Origin of the sequence: Microcystis aeruginosa NIES-843 (genome assembly GCF_000010625.1) — a bacterium.
GTDB lineage: Bacteria > Cyanobacteriota > Cyanobacteriia > Cyanobacteriales > Microcystaceae > Microcystis > Microcystis aeruginosa.
Map to the genome: position 1 here is coordinate 5,263,829 of NC_010296.1, position 17,712 is coordinate 5,281,540.

The window sequence follows — 17,712 nt, forward strand, 5'->3', positions numbered from 1 at the left end:
TCGCCTTGTGAAATAAAAGCATGAAAACTGACACGATTTTTTATCAACTCTTTCAATCTTTCCCCTCTATCTTCTTTGAATTAATTCAACTCCCTATCAGCGAAGCGAATAACTACCGCTTTGACTCAGTGGAAGTCAAACAACTTTCCTTTCGTCTTGATGGAGTCTTTCTGCCTCAAAATAATCACCCCCAGACTCCTATCTACTTCTGTGAGGTACAATTTCAAGAAGATGAGGCTTTTTATCAGCGCTTTTTCACCGAAATATTCTTATATCTCAGTAAAACTGACTTAACCAATGATTGGCGGGGTGTGATTGTCTATCCTAACCCTCAAGTAGAAACCGATAAAGTTCAACGCTATCGGGAACTTCTCAACTCCGAGCGAGTGAGACGGATTTATCTGAATGAATTAGAAAACATTCCTCAAACTTCGATTGGTTTAGCTACAGTCCAATTAATCACCCTATCTAAAGCAAAAGCGATTGATAGCACCCGAAAATTAATCCAAAGAGTGCGGCAAGAATTAACCCCCGACCAAAAACCGCAAGAACTCTTACAATTAATAGAGACGATTCTCGTTTATAAGTTACCGCTTCTCAATCGTCGGGAGATAGAAACTATGTTTAGTTTAGATGAATTAAAACAAACTCAGTATTTTCAAGATGTGCGCGAGGAAGCGCGTCAGGAAGGTCGCGAGGAAGGTCGTCAGGAAGGCAGACTAAACAAAGCACTAGAGGCTGTCCCTCGTTTGTTAGCCTTAGGGTTAAGTGTTGAGCAAGTCGCATCCGCGTTAGAGTTAGAGGTTGAACAGGTTAGAGCTATACAAAACGGGACATAAAAAAATGCGATCGCCTTGTGAAATAAAAGCATGAAAACTGACACGATTTTTTATCAACTCTTTCAATCTTTCCCCTCTATCTTCTTTGAATTAATTCAACTCCCTATCAGCGAAGCGAATAACTACCGCTTTGACTCAGTGGAAGTCAAACAACTTTCCTTTCGTCTTGATGGAGTCTTTCTGCCTCAAAATAATCACCCCCAGACTCCTATCTACTTCTGTGAGGTACAATTTCAAGAAGATGAGGCTTTTTATCAGCGCTTTTTCACCGAAATATTCTTATATCTCAGTAAAACTGACTTAACCAATGATTGGCGGGGTGTGATTGTCTATCCTAACCCTCAAGTAGAAACCGATAAAGTTCAACGCTATCGGGAACTTCTCAACTCCGAGCGAGTGAGACGGATTTATCTGAATGAATTAGAAAACATTCCTCAAACTTCGATTGGTTTAGCTACAGTCCAATTAATCACCCTATCTAAAGCAAAAGCGATTGATAGCACCCGAAAATTAATCCAAAGAGTGCGGCAAGAATTAACCCCCGACCAAAAACCGCAAGAACTCTTACAATTAATAGAGACGATTCTCGTTTATAAGTTACCGCTTCTCAATCGTCGGGAGATAGAAACTATGTTTAGTTTAGATGAATTAAAACAAACTCAGTATTTTCAAGATGTGCGCGAAGAAGCGCGTCAGGAAGGTCGCGAGGAAGGCATTGAGCAAGGCATTGAGCAAGGCATTGAGCAAGGCATTGAGCAAGGTATTGAGCAAGGCAGACTAAACAAAGCATTAGAGGCGGTCCCTCGTTTGTTAGCCTTAGGGTTAAGTGTTGAGCAAGTCGCATCCGCGTTAGAGTTAGAGGTTAAACAGGTTAGAGCTATACAAAACGGGACATAAAAAAATGTGATCGCCTTGTAAAATAAAAGCATGAAAACTGACACGATTTTTTATCAACTCTTTCAATCATTCCCCTCTATCTTCTTTGAATTAATTCAACTCCCTATCAGCGAAGCGAATAACTACCGCTTTGACTCAGTGGAAGTCAAACAACTTTCTTTTCGTCTTGATGGAGTCTTTCTGCCTCAAAATAATCACCCCCAGACTCCTATCTACTTCTGTGAGGTACAATTTCAAGAAGATGAGGCTTTTTATCAGCGCTTTTTCACTGAAATATTCTTATATCTCAGTAAAACTGACTTAACCAATGATTGGCGGGGTGTGATTGTCTATCCTAACCCTCAAGTAGAAACCGATAAAGTTCAACGCTATCGGGAACTTCTCAACTCCGAGCGAGTGAGACGGATTTATCTGAATGAATTAGAAAACATTCCTCAAACTTCGATTGGTTTAGCTACAGTCCAATTAATCACCCTATCTAAAGCAAAAGCGATTGATAGCACCCGAAAATTAATCCAAAGAGTGCGGCAAGAATTAACCCCCGACCAAAAACCGCAAGAACTCTTACAATTAATAGAGACGATTCTCGTTTATAAGTTACCGCTTCTCAATCGTCGGGAGATAGAAACTATGTTTAGTTTAGATGAATTAAAACAAACTCAGTATTTTCAAGATGTGCGCGAAGAAGCGCGTCAGGAAGGTCGCGAGGAAGGCATTGAGCAAGGCATTGAGCAAGGCATTGAGCAAGGCAGACTAAACAAAGCACTAGAGGCTGTCCCTCGTTTGTTAGCCTTAGGGTTAAGCGTTGAGCAAGTCGCATCTGCGTTAGAGTTAGAGGTTAAACAGGTTAGAGCTATACAAAACGGGACATAATCTCCTTATGTCCTCATGTCTAGGATGTCCTGTTATACTAAATCCTGTTTGATTTGATTGATTCAAGCTAATGTTATGGCTAATACTGGGAAAAGTTAAGATTTATACCCCATAGATGAGCGATTAAAAGCAATAATCTCCGCCATTCTACCCCCCCGAATTTGTCAAGTATTCTCCGTTTTTTATTGATGAATACGGAAAAAGCCCATCAGGGAGAGACTGGAAGGGTTAGAAAGTTGAGATTTAACGAGTCCGTTGATGCGGTCTAAGAGCAAGCGCGGATGAAGAAATAAATGGCCATCAGTAGCAGAAAAATATAAAAAGTAATCCGCACCAATCGATCCGGTAATTTCGGTAAAAAACGAGTGGTTACTTGTACACCTAGGGAACCACCGATACCTAAAATAATCCCTTGTAGATAAAGAATATGACCGGCTTGGGCATGAGCGAAACAGGCGGCGATCGAATTGAGTAAAACCACACCTAAACTGGTGACAATGGCGATTTTGATCTTTTCTGCCAAAAAAATCATTTGTAGTGGCACCATGATCGCCCCACCGCCAATTCCGAAAATACCGGCTAGAAATCCAGCGATTCCTCCGGTTAGCAGACAGGCTAGATTAGGATGCAATCTAATGGCAGAAACTGACTCTTTTTGGCTTAAATTTTGCTTGAGATTGGTTAAATAGATATTGAGCAGTAAAAAACAACCAAAAGCCGCTTCTAGGAGGTGTTTGGGGCTATATTTGACCAGATAGACCCCGATAAATGCCGTAAAAATCCCGGGTAAACCTAAGAGGAGAACTCGCTGCCATTTCAGGGAACCTAATCGCCAATTTTGGATCGTACCCCCTAGGGAAGTGAAAACGATCGCTAAACTGCTGGTAGCCACCGATTCCCCGTAACTGTAGCCCAAATTTAACAGGATCGCCACGGAGATAGTGCCACCCCCAATACCGAATAAACCCGCTAATAAGCCCGAAAAAACGCCTGTTATCAGTAAAATCAAGTAATTGTCTGCCATTATCTTCGGTTCATGGCCTTGAAGGGTCTGAATTTGCTATTATACATAGGACTTACTGAAAAAGTAAGGGCGAAGCATTCGGATAGAAAATCTACGGTTTCAGCGATAGTTTATGCCCGAATGCTTCGCCCCTACAGGACTTGCACCTGTTTCGCAAAACCAGCCACTAAAACCCTTACCTCGTCTATATTTCACATTTATTCAGCAACTCCTAATTACATAACCTTTATCCCGGCACTGCTGAGAAACTTACCTATGACTAAAAGAGCTTTACTACTAATTAATCGTCACTCGCGCAAGGGTAAAGAAAACTTTGCTCAAACTGTCGAGCTGCTCAATCATTGGGATTTTGAAATTATCAGCGTCCCTTTGAAAAAGGTAGAAGATATACCTTTTTTGATGGAAAAATATCGCTCTAATATTGATTTAGTTATCGTCGGTGGTGGCGATGGGACTCTTAATGCTATGGTGGATGTGTTGGTAGAAACTCAACTGCCTTTAGGCATTATACCTTTGGGAACGGCTAATGATTTAGCCCGGACTTTAGGGATACCGAATTCTATTGCCGAAGCCTGTCGAATTATTGCGGAAGGTAATTTAAAATATATCGATCTAGGTTGGGTAAATAATAAATACTTTTTCAACGTGGCTAGTTTAGGATTAAGTGTGAAAATTACCCAAAAACTGAACAAGGGTTTAAAGCGACGTTTGGGGATTTTGGCCTACGCTTGGACAGCCCTACAGTTATTAAGTAAAACTCGTCCTTTTACCGCTATGATCGGTATTGATGGCCAAAATATCAAAGTTAAAACCCTACAAATAGCGATCGGAAATGGTCGTTATTATGGGGGAGGAATGCCGATCGCTCATGATGCCCAAATCGACGATCAAAGATTAGATTTATATAGCCTAGAAATTGAACACTGGTGGCAAATTTTCCCGCTTTTGTGGACATTACCGCGAGGACAACAGGGTTTATTATCTTGGGTGAGAACTCTTAACGGCAAAGAAATTCAAATTCAGACTCGTAAACCCCATAGTATTAACACCGATGGCGAAATTACTAGCACTACTCCCGCCATGTTTCGAGTTATTCCGGCGGTCTTAGGAGTCTATATTCCCCGTCAGGAAACACAATTTTAAAATTAACGAAAAGGAGGAGAATACAATAAACCCCCCTTTGTCCAAAGATTATTTAAACCTCGATCGAGTTGCAGGGGTTTACCGATTTCACGATCATAAATTTCACCGTAATTACCCACCTGTTTTAAGACTCTTTGGGCAAAATCATTGGGTAAACCCATATCTTCGCCTAACTTCTCATCGATACCCAAAAAGCGCCGAATACTGGGGTCTTTGCTGTCGGCAAAAGTGGCAATATTTTGGGAGTTAATCCCGAATTCTTCCCCTTGAATTAAACTAAAAACGATCGAGCGGACGGCATTCGACCAAGCGGGATCACCATCGGCCACGGCCGGGGCCAAGGGTTCCTTAGATATTACCACTTCTAATAATTGATGATCCTGTGGTCGGGGAAAAACCGAGCGCCGGGCCACCAATTGGGAGCGATCGGAGGTGACAGCCTGACAACGCCCCGCCTGATAAGCTGTATATAAGGCCTCCACATCATCGGAAACGATCGGTTTATAACCTTGCACTGCCGCTTTTGCCATGGCATCGGCCAGATTTTGTTCTGTGGTGGTTCCCGATAGCACACAAATGGACTTTCCGCTCAAATCTTCTAATTTCTTAACATTACTGGCTTTCGTGGCCATAATTCCTTGACCATCATAGAAAACCGGGGTGATAAACTCCATCCCCAGAGCGGTATCCCGGTTAATCGTCCAGGTGGTGTTGCGACTGAGGATATCCACTTCTCCCGTCTGTACGGCAGTAAATCTCTCTTGGGGGCTAAGTTTACGATATTCGACTTTGGAGGGATCATCAAAGAGAGCAGCCGCAATAGCTCGGCAAATTTGCACATCTAAGCCCGAATATTCGCCTTTTTCATTAACAAAGCTAAACCCCGGCACTTCTCCGTTAATGCCACAAATTAACTTACCGCGATTTTTCACCGTTTGCAAGCGGTCAGCACTGGGACTATTTGCAGTGTTAGAACTAGAATTCGGTTGATTTTCCGTCCCACAGGCAGTAATTAGCAGTAACAGCAGGGACAATGCACAAAAACGCCACTTTAGCATAGATATTCTCTGAAAAATTTTTTTAGTCACTTAACTTTAGCTGAAAGACCAGAGCAAGCTTAACAGTATAGCTACGATCGCACCGATAACCGTATTGATCACATTGACCAATTCATTAGTTAACCACAGAAAGCGAGTTTGTAGAGTAGCACCGATGAGACTTTCGATATTGGTGGCGATAAATGCCGCAATTACGCACCATAACACACCAAGAAGATCGATCGCACCGATACCCCATGCTAACAGGGAAATCGCCGTGGCTGCCAGCAAACCGGCGAGCGTTCCCTCTAAACTAACAGCCCCTTCTGTTCCCCGGGGGACGGATTTAAAATTAGTGATTAGATAAGTAGTTTTACCATAAGCTTTGCCCACCTCACTGGCAGTAGTATCGGCTAATTTGGTGCTAAAACTAGCCACATAAGCGAGTATTAAGAGGTAATCCCAGGGAGAAGCGGCAAAAAGACTTAGGATAGCGCAAATTGCCCCCGCTAAAGCGGAACCCCAGACATTTTCAGGACCGCGCACCCCCGCTCTTTTTTCGGCAATTCCCTCCGCTTCCTTGCGCGCTAAACCGATGCGGGTGACAGTAGAACCGACGAGGAAATAGAATAAAACAATTAGATAACCGCGCCATCCCAAGCTTCCCCAGACAATTACCCCTAAAACCCAAGCATGGAGATAACCCATCCGAGTTAAGAGCTTTTTTGGGGCAATTGCAGCGATTCCGAGGAGGACGGTATTGAGAAGAACAGCGACGAGCCAAGGATTAGTTAACATAGTATCTGGGCAAGTTTACATCCCCCATTGTATCGATCGAGTTCATGAAAACTAATCAACCTTATCAACCTCTTTTACTGCGAATTCTGCACGGATTCACGGGAATTGCCCTCATTGCCGCCATGGTTACGGCCTATTGGACCTATGATACTTTTGACGGTCGTTGGTTAAAACTGCCCTTACCAGAATATCAAGAAATTGAAAGTATTCATGGCACTTTTGGCCTCTATACCCTGATTATCTTTCCCGTTTTTGCTATCTATGCTTTTCGTCGGGGCAACAAAAGATTAATTCAAAGTGATTCTCTTAACAAATTAACCCAATTTGGTAAGCCGATTTGGTGGTATAGTCTCCATCGTTTAGTCAATACTTTGACTCTTTTTGCCCTAACTTTTGCCTTGTATAGTGGTCGGATGATGGATTCCAAATGGCTACCGGAAGGGGAATTAAATCACTTTTGGTATTATGCCCATTTGCTCAGTTGGTTAATTATGGCAGTATGTCTGATCCTGCACCTGCTCATGACTGCTAAAGTGGGGGGGGTTCCCCTATTATTATCTATCCTTAAATGGCGTTTTCGTGAACAAGATAGCCCGAAATTATGGTTATCTCAATTACGTCAATGGGGGTTAAGTTTGCGTCTAGCTAAGATTTTTCAGTGGCTACAATCTCTTAACTTATATAAAATTTTAGAAATTGTTGTTTTACTGGCTATTATAGCAGCTTGGATTGTTCCCAAGTTTGACTAGATCTAAGGGAGCAACTACCAGAGCGGATCGGAGTATAAATGAACGGTTAAAGAATCTCGATCGCCGGGGATACCAGTAATACAACTGCAAATTTGAGTACCATCATCTAATTCTACCTCGCAAGCGTGACAGGAACCCATTAAACAGCCGGTAGGAATGTCAATTCCTGCTTTTTTGGCTACATCTAATAATAGTTCTCCAGTTTCCGCTTCTATGATGATATCATCGGGTAAAAAACGCACTGCAATAGTCATAATTTCTCCTTACAAATGAGCAAAAATAGGTTGAAGATTTAAATGTTCTTCCAATAAATTAGCCATATTATCTAGGGTTATTTCTCTTTGTTCGCAATAGTTAGCAATTCCCGTAGGCAAAGATAATAAACCGCGACGCTGACGCAGATGATTTAACCAAGTTCTTCGCCAAGAACCATTATCAAAGATACCATGTAAATAACAGCCCCAAATTGAGAGAGAATCATTGACAATTCCCAGACTAGCATCTTCCTCGAACATTTTTTGATAACCTGATTCACTTTCCCATTGGCTTATTCCCTGGTGAATTTCGTATCCCATTACTGGTAAACCCCCTTGGGGATAATTAGATAAAACTTGTCGTTGACGGGTAATTTTTTCGGCAGTAATTACCGTTTTTAAGGGCAGTAAATTTAAGCCAGCTGCCTCACTTTCGGGACCTTCTCGATGGTCAGTATCCAGGATTAATCGCCCTAACATTTGCAAACCACCACAGATGCCAAAGATAATACCTCCCCTTTGGTGATAGGCTTGTAATTGATTAGCCATACCACTTTGATTAAGAGCAATTAAATCAGCAACAGTGGTTTTAGAGCCGGGGATAATTACCCCATCGGGATCACCTAAAGATTCCTGTAATTCTAGATAACGTACATTGACCGTTGCTTCGCCACAGAGAGGGTCAAAATCAGTAAAATTAGCGATATGAGGCAGACGAATGACAATGATATTTAGTTCAGCTTTGGGTTTTTGGGCGGGGCGATCGAGTAAACTGAGAGAATCCTCGGCACTTAAAAAGATATCACTATAGGGAAGAACTCCCAACACGGGAATTTTTGTATAATCTTCTAGCCAAGTAATCCCCGAATCTAAGAGGGATTTTTGTCCGCGAAATTTATTGATCACAATACCTTTAATTAAAGCTCTTTCCTCCGGTTCTAATAATTCTAACGTACCGACGACGTGAGCAAAAGCCCCCCCGCGATCAATATCCACCACTAAAATAGTAGCGGCATCGAGATATTTAGCCACCCGCATATTAGTTAAATCGCGATGTTTGAGATTTATTTCCGCCGGACTTCCCGCACCTTCACAGACAACTAGATCAAATTCTGCCGATAATTTAGCTAAAGATTCTTTAATTGCTTGCCAACCTTGCTCAAAATAATTCTGATAATAATCCACTGCCGTGGTGACACCCACAGCCTTGCCTTTAATAATCACCTGAGAGGTCATATTTCCCTGGGGTTTTAATAAAATTGGGTTCATTTCTACCCGGGGAATTGTCCCCGCGGCCCATGCTTGCACCGCCTGGGCGTGACCCATTTCTCCCCCTCCGGCGGTAACATAGGCATTAAGGGCCATATTCTGACCTTTAAAGGGTGTTACCTGCCAGCCTTTCCGGTTGAATAAACGACATAAAGCCGCAGTTAAAAAAGATTTACCCGCGTGGGAGGTTGTCCCCACTGCCATAATTGCTTTCATCTAGTTTTTTTATTGAGTATTTTCAGTTAACTGATAACTGATAACTGATAACTGATAACTGATAACTGATAACTGATAACTGATAACTGACACCCGACAGCATTAAAAAGAAAACCAACGTTGCAGAGTATTTAAAAATCTTTGCCAGAAAGTGGGTTGAGGGAAAAAGTCCCCTTGGGGTTGCCATTTTTCTATTAATTTCCTCCCTAAAGGAGTGAGACGAAAACTATCGGTTATCCCCTGTCCATCTACTTCGCGCCGCAAAATTCCCACTTTAATCAACCAGAGAAGATAGCTTTCCGCTGCCGCTTCCGTCAGCAGTCTGGAAGTATAACCTTTTTCTAAACCCCCAGCACCCGGAATGCTTAAAAGTGATACACTTCGCTCAAGCATAGCGGCGAATAGGGTGACACGGAAAGGAGAACAACAGAGGGCGCGTTCGGCCCTAGTGATGGTAGCATCAGGATAATTGATGGCGGTAACGGTGGCAGTCGATAGGCTCATAGATTCCGATCGTTTAGCTATGGATAAACTCATTGTTACATTAATTCTGCGTCAACCCCTGTCAACCCCAATCACCGATAAAATAGGGATGAAGTGTTAAGTAGCTTGAGTGTTTATGCAGTCTCCCGAACCGTTCGATACTAAATATACCCCAGAGGAAGTGGAAGTGGAAATCGAAACCGACGATTTTCCCCCCGTTGCTACCCCGGTTAGTTTCGCTGCCACTCTCGAAAAAGTGAAAACTTGGTACGGCAGCCTGTCCACACCGGCACAGGTAGTCGTGGCAGTGGCGGGGGTTTTTGTGGCTCTTTCGATTTTAACGGCGATTTTACGCCTAGTCAGCGCAGTTTTAAGCGCTTTAATCCTTGCCGCTATCGTTTATCTCATCTATCGTTACATCCTCAAACCGAAATTTTAGTCGGTCATGCACATTTTCTGTTCAATGTCAAGAGTTTAATTGATAAAAAAAATTTATGGAAGAAGCGGACACCAGAGATATCTTAGGGGAAAATGTGGCTAAGTTGGGACTGGCCCAGATCCAGCGTCATCTATTTCTCTGCTGCGATCAGACTAAGCCAAAATGTTGTGACAAGGAAGAAGGGTTAGAAGTATGGGATTATTTAAAGAAGCGGTTAAGTGAATTACAACTCGATCGCCCTAGCGCCGACCGTCCTGGCTGTATTTTTCGCACTAAAGCCAACTGTTTGCGGGTTTGTAGCCAGGGTCCGATTTTATTAGTGTACCCGGAAGGGGTCTGGTATGGAAGGGTAAACAAGGAAGCGATCGAAAGAATTATCCAAGAACACCTAATCGGTAATCAAATCGTCACCGAATATGCTTTTCTTCGCCACGATTTACCGGCAATTTCTCTGAACTGTCCAGAAGAAGAACCCGAAACAATAGAGGAAAACAGGGTTAAAACTAGCTGAAACACAATTAATTAGGGTTTGCGGCAAAAAGTTTTTCGTGGGGGCAGGGTGTGGGGTGTGGGGTGTGGGGTGTAGGGTTTTACCGATTTTGAGGGAGTCAATTACCTAATTTTTAGGGAAAAAGTCTCAGAATTTTCCCCCCAATCACTCCAATGGTCGGCACTTTTTGAGAGAAAAAAAGTCTAAAAACCTTGTTGGATAAGGTTTTTAGATTTATTCAGGAAACCCTAACTACCTGTTGCCTCTTGCCTGTCGATCCTTTGTCCGTCTCCATTCCCCCAACCCTGTAGCCCAGAAAATAGCGATGAAAGAGACCAACAAAGACAATAAACAACTTTTATTAATCGACGATGACCCGAATTTAATACTTTTGGTGAAGGATTATCTAGAGTTTCGTGGTTATAGGGTGACAACCGCAGAAAACGGTCCCGAAGCCCTAGAAATCCTCGAACGCGGGGCAAATACTGCCAAAGCAGCAGAAATCCCCGATATGATTATCTGTGATCTGATCATGCCAGAAATGGACGGTCATGCTTTCCTCGAAAAAATTCGTCAGGACAGTCGTTTTAGTTGCATTCCCGTGATCTTTCTCTCCCCTAAAGGTCAAAGTCAGGACAAGATAACAGGTTTAATCACCGGGGCCGATGTCTATATGGTCAAACCCTTTGAACCGGAAGAATTAGTGGCCCGGGTGGAGTCTTCCCTTAAACAAGCGGGCCGGTTGCTGAAACGCAGCACCCGCATCCATTCCCCGGATGTCACCCCTGTTCAAGTCCAGGGTAATGTGGAATTAACCCCAACGGAATTAAAAGTAGTACAATTGGTCGCCCAGGGACTGGCTAATCGGGAAATCGCCGCAAAACTCAATGTTAGTCAACGGACAATCGAAAGCCATGTGTCGAATATGCTTCATAAAACCGGTCTTCATAATCGCACGGAATTGAGCCAGTGGGCGATCGAAAGTAATAAGCTGTTGACTATCTAGAGCTTGCTGAAAAACTTTTTTAGCATACCCTCAATAGTCAACAGCTTATCAGGGGTTAGGTCAGGTGATTGTCAACTCACCTTTTTTTGGCATTAAAAATCCCTGAGATTGTCCTGGGCTGCTAGTTGCGATCGCTCTTTTTCCATGGACAATTCCGTTTCCAATTCTTGGCTGAGGAAATAGTTGAGGAAAGTTCGGATAATAGCGATGAGGGCGAGTTGTGCCAAGGCTTCTATAGTAGGTGTGACGGTAGTAGCCACGATGTCTCCACCTAACTGAAACTCTAGGGCTAAAGATAGCCAAGTACCGAAACGAATGCGAATTTGATTGAAGGAAAAAGGGGGAAGACTGCGACGGTGACGATTAGACTGCCAAGCTAATTGTAGGGTTTTAATTAATCCGATCACCACACAAGCGATCGAAATACTTTCTAGGCAAAACTTGATGATTGCCACGGCAGAGATCAAGCCTGTTTCTAAAGTTGCTAAAAATTCCATACCCAACAGATACCCTCTTATCCGATCAACCAACCTACCATCTAAGGAAGTTTGTCCAATGGCAGTTAGAACAGGTTTCTCGCCTGTTCTAACCTCTGACTGACTTAAGCCGGTCTTCCCTCCACCACCTTATCAATTAAACCGTAGGCGACAGCTTCCTCGGCGGAGAGGAAATAATCGCGGTCCGTGTCTTTTTCGATGCGTTCGATGGTTTGTCCGGTGCGATTAGCCATAATTTCGTTTAATTGCTGGCGAATACGCAGGATTTCCTTAGCTTCAATGTCGATATCCGTCGCTTGCCGGCGCCCGGTTCCGCCCATGGGTTGGTGAATCATAATCCGCGCATGGGGAAGGGCGAGACGCTTACCCGGACTACCGGAAGCCAGTAAAAATGCCCCCATAGAGGCCGCTAATCCCACACAGATAGTCACCACTTCCGCTTTGATGTACTGCATGGTGTCGTAGATGGCCATACCGGCGGTAACGGAACCCCCCGGCGAGTTGATATAGAGATAGATGGGTTTAGTGGGGTCTTCCGAGTCGAGATAAAGCATTTGGGCCACAAGGGCATTGGCTAACCCGTCGGTGACTTCCTGCCCCAAAAAAAGAATGCGTTCCACCGAAAGACGGCTGTAAATGCTAATCCACTGTTCGTATTGGCTACCAGGCAGACGGTAGGGAACTTTTGGCACACCGATAGGCATAATTGGTAACAACTCCTGCTAATTTGTAATAAATCTTAACTAACTTGGGCGAGGGGTTTCGGTAGTTCCTTGCGACTTTCGAGAACGCGATCGATTAATCCGTAGTCTTTCGCCTGTTGTGGGGTGAGATAGAAGGTGCGATCCATATCTTTCGCCAGTTTTTCGGTGGTTTGACCCGTATTTTTCGAGAAAATTTCCAACATCGTCTGTTTGTTGGCGATTACTTCTTTGGCGCGAATCTGGATATCGGTGGCTTGTCCTTGCGCCCCAGTGCGATTTTGGTTGAGAACAATGGTAGCGTGGGGTAAGGAGGCGCGAAAACCCTTGGTTCCTGCGGAAAGAATCATCGCTGCAGTTCCCATGGCCTGTCCGATACAGATAGTATGAACGGGAGGTTTAATGTAGTTGAGGGTGTCACAGATGGCGAAAGCTTCGGTTTCGTAGCCGATCGCGTCCCCCGTGTACCAGGATGTGCCGGTAGAGTTGATATAGAAGAAAATCGGTTTTTCGGGATCGTCAAATTGCAGGTAGAGCAGTTGAGCGATAATTAATTCCGTCACGTCCACCCCGACATTGCGCTTGACATCATCGGAGGAAAATAAGGGCAACCCCAGATAGACAATTCTCTCTTTGAGCAGGAGAGATTCTAAGTCCGGTGGTGGTGTCCGATAGGCTGCATCCCCATAATAGGCAGTTTGTACCGCTTTAATCACTGAGTTCATCGAGTTTTTCCGTCATACACAGTATCCTGCTTTTGATTTTAACGTAATCGGGTTGACCGATTGCGTGGGGGTATTTTTAGCTAGGTTCGTCCCCAAGAATCTCTCATCGACTGCTAGAAAATTGACATCTCCCCGTTCTCAAGAGATGGGAATTCTCATCGGTGATCCTAAATCTGGTTATTAAAAACTGATTATTTATTCCCCCTTTTGCCTATTCCCTGTTGCACGAGTGCCTGTCCTTATAAGTAGCCTATAATCAACGGATTTTGTATGACTAGAAGCGGGTTGAAACTGGACTTCTACTCGATTACGATATATTTTAGAAAGCCTGACTAACTTATATTGTTGAGGCATCGTCAAAGATACTCTATCCACCTTATCTAGAGAAACCGCCGGAACGGGCAACACCAGAACAAATGTCAAATCCTGTCATCAGCTGCCCGCGCATTTAAATTGCTTGTTCAGATGAGGCACTCTTGCACTCTTGCAACAGTAAAAGGATTGAGGGAGATGTAGCTCATCTAAGGATAGGCGGTTAAGATGCGTCTTAGCTTACCCAACTTCACGGCGGGTTAATGGTAAGTGTTCAAAGTTAATCGGTCTGATTTTCCCCTGAGTAAGGAAGATTTATCGAAACTAAGTAGCTGGTTATAATTAAATTAAAAATGGATTTTAAGTTCGATCCCCCCTTAATCCCCCCTTGATAAGGGGGGTGCCGATCCCCCCTTAGTCCCCCCTTTAATCCCCCCTTGATAAGGGGGGTGTCTGATAATTTTTAACGCCTACCTACTTATCACAAACAGTGCTAACCCATGAATCATATTTTTTCTGCTATTGATTTTCAGGCAATTAAAAATAACCCTAACTTTAAGGAAGACAGCGTTAGAGAAGTGATTATTTTGCCTCTTTTAACAAGTTTGGGCTACCAAGAGAATAATATCGAAAGAAGTAAAACCCTACGGCATCCCTTTTTAAAGGTTGGCAGTAAAAAACGTCCGATAAATTTAATTCCTGACTATGTTCTCAAAGTTAATCAAAGTTATGCTTGGGTATTAGAGGCTAAAAAACCAACGGAAAATATCTACGAAGGTGATTCAGTAGAACAGGTCTATAGTTATGCGAGTCATCCTGAAATCAGAAGTAATTATTTTGCTCTTTGTAATGGCCTAGAATTTAGTTTATTTAAGACCCTCGATACCAGTACACCTATCTTATATTTTTCTCTTGATGCAATTGCCGATAGTTGGCAAGAGTTGACCCAGTATTTAGCGCCAGATAGATTTCAAGTGGGGAAAAGTTTTACCTATCAAAACCATTCCCCAATCAGTCGCAAAACTTTTGACTACTCAAGTCGTCCCTTATTAGAACCAATTGAGGTAAAAAAACAACAAGCTAAAAGACATTTTGGTGTCCATGGATATTTTACTAAACAAGCATGGAATGTGGTGGCAGAATATATTAAAAACTTTAGTCAACCGGGAGATGTCATTCTTGATCCTTTTGGCGGTAGTGGAGTGACGGCAATTGAAGCTTTAATGAATAACCGCAAAGCGATTAGTATTGATATTAACCCTCTGGCTATTTTTCTTGTTAATTCTTTAATTAGTCCCGTTGATTTTGATGATTTAAGTCAAGCTTTTGAACGAGTTAAATTAGCCTACCAAGAGCGAGAACCGCAAACCAAAGAAGCAATAACAAAGGCACTCAATACCTATCCCTATCCCCAAGGCTTGAAACTGCCTAAAGGTTCTGATGTAGCTACTGTTGAACAGTTATTTAGTAACAAACAATTAGCTCGACTAAGTTTATTAAAACATTTGATTAAACAAGAACTAAACGAGAATATTAGGGAGTCTTTATTGTTAATGTTTTCTGGCTTATTAACTAAAGCTAATTTAACTTATCATAACAATAATCAAAGACCTGCATCTGGACAAGGAAATGCTTCAGCTTTTCAATATTACCGTTATCGCATAGCACCTAATCCTAAAGATATTGATTTAATTACCTATTTTGAATTGAGATTTAAAAAGATAGTTGCTGCTAAAAAGGAGATGACGTATTTTATTAATAAAAATACCATCAACTATGCCAAAATTGTTAAAGGAACAGCGACAGACTTAAGTTTTATTGAAAATGAAAGCGTTGATTATATTTATACCGATCCTCCCTACGGAAAGAAAATTCCCTACTTAGATTTATCAATAATGTGGAATGCTTGGTTAGATTTAGAAGTGACGGAAAAGGACTATCAATTAGAAGCTATTGAAGGTGGAACAATCCAAAAAAGTAAACAGGAATATAATCAATTAATTGCCCAAAGTATTCGAGAAATGTATCGAGTTTTGAAATTTGAGCGATGGTTATCCTTTGTCTTTGCTCACAAAGATCCTGAGTTTTGGCATTTAATTTTAGATACCGCAGAAAGTTGCGGATTTGAATATGTGGGAGCAGTGCCACAAAAAAATGGCCAAACTAGCTTTAAAAAGCGGCAAAATCCCTTTACAGTTTTATCAGGACAGTTAATTATTAATTTTCGGAAAGTTCCTACTCCCAAAGCAGTAATGAAAGCTAACTTAGGCATGGATATAACCGAGATTGTCATGCAAACTGTTGAAGGAATTATTGCTAAAAATGATGGGGCAACCCTAGAACAAATTAACGATGAATTGATTATTAAAGGTTTGGAATTAGGGTTTTTAGATTTACTAGCAAAGGAGTATTCAGACTTGACTCCAATTTTGTTAGATAATTTTGATTATGAGGAAAAAACTGAATTATATACCATCAAAAAAGACAGTAAGTTTAAGTCAAAAATCGATGTTAAATTGAGAATTAAATACTATTTGATTAGCTATTTGAGAAGGATGGAAAGAGATAATAAAAGCTCTAGTTTCGATGATATTGTTTTTAATATATTACCTCTGTTAAAAAATGGCACAACTCCCGAAAATCAGACGATTCTAAGCGTCCTCGAAGATATTGCCCAGAGAGTTGGTGATGATAACTGGCGCTTAAAACAAGAAGGACAATTGAGTTTATTTTAAATCCAGTGGCAGCACACTTTGTTCTTTTTGTCAAAAAAACTTTCTTTTTGCAACAAAACTACACAATTAATTGATCAACGGGTTGGCTTAAAAAAGGCTCTTTAACTGCCAGTTGTTGCTGTTGCTGAATAGGTGAGTGTAGATTTAGCAAGGGTTTTCAGGATCACCAGACAGCTAAAAAACCAAAAAAGCACAGAACGTCCCATCATTTCATACTGCGAAATTATACCATAATCGCTGGAAGTATTGCAACCTCGTAAACAAATGAGAATTATTTTCAATAAATTCTTAAGAAAAGATAAATATTGCGAAGTGTAAATTTTAATATGCTCAACTATTAAAGCTTGTTTGATATAAAAAACTTATAATACTAAATCCGTTGAGTATAGGCTACATATCAGGACAGGCACTCATGCAAGAGGCAAAAGAGGGAATAAATAATCAGTTTTTAATAACTGGATTTAGTATAAGTAGGGAGGCACAATTATTTGTAGGATGGGTTAGCGGTAGCGTAACCCATGCGGGCGTTGGGTTTCATGCTTCAACCCAACCTACTGATCACTGATTACTGATAACTGATCACTGATTACTGATGACTGATTACTGATGACTGATTACTGATGATCTGAGAGAAACTTTAAACAGGAGTCACAACTGCTGTTAGAGCGGCAGTAACCGCGTCCATCGGTTGATTACCGTCGATATGGTTAAGAGTGCCTTTTTGACCGTAATAATCTAAAACGGGGGCAGTTTGGTCGATATAAACCTGTAGGCGACGGGAGATCGTTTCTTTAGTATCATCTTGACGACCCCGTTGCATGAGACGCTCAATTAAGACCGTATCTGGTACAGCCAAATTGACCACAAATGTGTAACTATCGGCCAATTCTTCCAGTAATGCGTCTAAAAAGCTCGCCTGTGCCACCGTGCGGGGAAACCCATCAAGAATCCAACCCTTAGCACTGTCAGGCTGTTTTAAACGTTCCTGAATTAAACCTAATAACAACTCATCGGGGACTAATTCGCCCTTTTCCACATAAGCTTGTGCTTGTTGACCAAGTTCTGTCTTCTCTGTAATTGCTTGACGTAAAATTTCACCGGTAGAAATATGGGGAATCGTCAGAGATTCCGCTAATTTTGCCGCTTGAGTACCTTTTCCCGATCCGGGCGGTCCCAAAAATATCACACCGATCCGTTTGCTCATGGATTAAATATAGGGTTTTAA

Annotated in this window: 19 protein-coding genes; 9 read left to right on the forward strand and 10 right to left on the reverse strand. The window is 42.1% G+C overall.

Going from position 1 to position 17,712, the window contains the following annotated elements:
- The first annotated feature begins 20 nt into the window (after positions 1-20).
- The 3 genes from MAE_RS24845 to MAE_RS24855 are packed head-to-tail and all read left to right on the forward strand — an operon-like array spanning position 21 to position 2,609.
- Positions 21-839: an Rpn family recombination-promoting nuclease/putative transposase gene (locus MAE_RS24845; RefSeq protein WP_012267952.1), complete on the forward strand. Its 819-nt coding sequence runs from the start codon at positions 21-23 to the stop codon at positions 837-839.
- Positions 840-869: 30 nt separating this feature from the next.
- Positions 870-1,736, forward strand: a complete 867-nt coding sequence (locus tag MAE_RS24850) for an Rpn family recombination-promoting nuclease/putative transposase (protein WP_012267953.1) — start codon at positions 870-872, stop codon at positions 1,734-1,736.
- Positions 1,737-1,766: 30 nt separating this feature from the next.
- Positions 1,767-2,609, forward strand: coding sequence for an Rpn family recombination-promoting nuclease/putative transposase (locus MAE_RS24855; RefSeq protein ID WP_012267954.1), 843 nt, complete (start codon positions 1,767-1,769; stop codon positions 2,607-2,609).
- 265 nt (positions 2,610-2,874) lie between these two features.
- Here the strand turns inward: MAE_RS24855 and MAE_RS24860 are convergent, their stop codons facing one another.
- Positions 2,875-3,633: a sulfite exporter TauE/SafE family protein gene (locus tag MAE_RS24860; protein WP_012267955.1), complete on the reverse strand. Its 759-nt coding sequence runs from the start codon at positions 3,631-3,633 to the stop codon at positions 2,875-2,877.
- A 255-nt stretch (positions 3,634-3,888) separates the two neighbouring features.
- On the opposite strand from MAE_RS24860, the gene MAE_RS24865 reads away from it, so the two are divergent.
- Positions 3,889-4,776, forward strand: coding sequence for a lipid kinase (locus MAE_RS24865; protein ID WP_041804392.1), 888 nt, complete (start codon positions 3,889-3,891; stop codon positions 4,774-4,776).
- 2 nt (positions 4,777-4,778) lie between these two features.
- Here the strand turns inward: MAE_RS24865 and MAE_RS24870 are convergent, their stop codons facing one another.
- Positions 4,779-5,834, reverse strand: coding sequence for an amino acid ABC transporter substrate-binding protein (locus MAE_RS24870; RefSeq protein WP_002796409.1), 1,056 nt, complete (start codon positions 5,832-5,834; stop codon positions 4,779-4,781).
- Between the two features lie 36 nt (positions 5,835-5,870).
- Complete coding sequence (locus tag MAE_RS24875; protein ID WP_012267956.1) at positions 5,871-6,611, reverse strand: TIGR00297 family protein; 741 nt, start codon at positions 6,609-6,611, stop codon at positions 5,871-5,873.
- Between the two features lie 44 nt (positions 6,612-6,655).
- Between MAE_RS24875 and MAE_RS24880 the strand changes: the two genes are divergently transcribed.
- On the forward strand, positions 6,656-7,360 hold the full coding sequence (locus MAE_RS24880; RefSeq protein ID WP_002796411.1) for a cytochrome b/b6 domain-containing protein: 705 nt from the start codon (positions 6,656-6,658) through the stop codon (positions 7,358-7,360).
- Positions 7,361-7,374: 14 nt separating this feature from the next.
- Here MAE_RS24880 and MAE_RS24885 read toward each other — a convergent pair whose 3' ends face one another.
- From MAE_RS24885 to MAE_RS24895, 3 genes are all read right to left on the reverse strand, one after another.
- Positions 7,375-7,614 carry a 2Fe-2S iron-sulfur cluster-binding protein gene (locus tag MAE_RS24885; protein WP_002775208.1) on the reverse strand — a complete coding sequence of 80 codons (240 nt, stop codon included), beginning with the start codon at positions 7,612-7,614 and terminating at the stop codon, positions 7,375-7,377.
- A 9-nt stretch (positions 7,615-7,623) separates the two neighbouring features.
- Positions 7,624-9,099 carry a cobyric acid synthase CobQ gene (gene cobQ / locus MAE_RS24890; RefSeq protein WP_012267957.1) on the reverse strand — a complete coding sequence of 492 codons (1,476 nt, stop codon included), beginning with the start codon at positions 9,097-9,099 and terminating at the stop codon, positions 7,624-7,626.
- Between the two features lie 102 nt (positions 9,100-9,201).
- Complete coding sequence (locus MAE_RS24895; protein WP_012267958.1) at positions 9,202-9,603, reverse strand: Npun_F0494 family protein; 402 nt, start codon at positions 9,601-9,603, stop codon at positions 9,202-9,204.
- Between the two features lie 115 nt (positions 9,604-9,718).
- Between MAE_RS24895 and MAE_RS24900 the strand changes: the two genes are divergently transcribed.
- The 3 genes from MAE_RS24900 to MAE_RS24910 all read left to right on the forward strand — a co-directional run bounded on the left by MAE_RS24900 (position 9,719) and on the right by MAE_RS24910 (position 11,517).
- Positions 9,719-10,021, forward strand: a complete 303-nt coding sequence (locus tag MAE_RS24900; RefSeq protein ID WP_002762842.1) for a hypothetical protein — start codon at positions 9,719-9,721, stop codon at positions 10,019-10,021.
- A gap of 55 nt (positions 10,022-10,076) precedes the next feature.
- Positions 10,077-10,532 carry a (2Fe-2S) ferredoxin domain-containing protein gene (locus MAE_RS24905; protein WP_012267959.1) on the forward strand — a complete coding sequence of 152 codons (456 nt, stop codon included), beginning with the start codon at positions 10,077-10,079 and terminating at the stop codon, positions 10,530-10,532.
- A gap of 304 nt (positions 10,533-10,836) precedes the next feature.
- A complete protein-coding gene (locus MAE_RS24910; protein ID WP_002796415.1) occupies positions 10,837-11,517 on the forward strand; it encodes a response regulator transcription factor in 681 nt (226 codons plus the stop codon).
- A 92-nt stretch (positions 11,518-11,609) separates the two neighbouring features.
- Here the strand turns inward: MAE_RS24910 and MAE_RS24915 are convergent, their stop codons facing one another.
- The 3 genes from MAE_RS24915 to MAE_RS24925 all read right to left on the reverse strand — a co-directional run bounded on the left by MAE_RS24915 (position 11,610) and on the right by MAE_RS24925 (position 13,440).
- Positions 11,610-12,014, reverse strand: a complete 405-nt coding sequence (locus tag MAE_RS24915; RefSeq protein ID WP_002762845.1) for a DUF1622 domain-containing protein — start codon at positions 12,012-12,014, stop codon at positions 11,610-11,612.
- Positions 12,015-12,118: 104 nt separating this feature from the next.
- Entirely contained in the window at positions 12,119-12,718 is a 600-nt protein-coding gene (locus MAE_RS24920; protein ID WP_002734165.1) for an ATP-dependent Clp protease proteolytic subunit, read from the reverse strand.
- A 35-nt stretch (positions 12,719-12,753) separates the two neighbouring features.
- Positions 12,754-13,440: an ATP-dependent Clp protease proteolytic subunit gene (locus tag MAE_RS24925; protein ID WP_002746650.1), complete on the reverse strand. Its 687-nt coding sequence runs from the start codon at positions 13,438-13,440 to the stop codon at positions 12,754-12,756.
- Between the two features lie 812 nt (positions 13,441-14,252).
- On the opposite strand from MAE_RS24925, the gene MAE_RS24930 reads away from it, so the two are divergent.
- The gene (locus tag MAE_RS24930) at positions 14,253-16,487 is read left to right on the forward strand and encodes a DNA methyltransferase (protein ID WP_012267961.1); all 2,235 of its coding nucleotides are present in this window, start codon (positions 14,253-14,255) and stop codon (positions 16,485-16,487) included.
- Between the two features lie 637 nt (positions 16,488-17,124).
- Here the strand turns inward: MAE_RS24930 and MAE_RS24935 are convergent.
- Complete coding sequence (locus tag MAE_RS24935; protein ID WP_012267964.1) at positions 17,125-17,691, reverse strand: adenylate kinase; 567 nt, start codon at positions 17,689-17,691, stop codon at positions 17,125-17,127.
- Between the last annotated feature and the right edge of the window lie 21 nt (positions 17,692-17,712).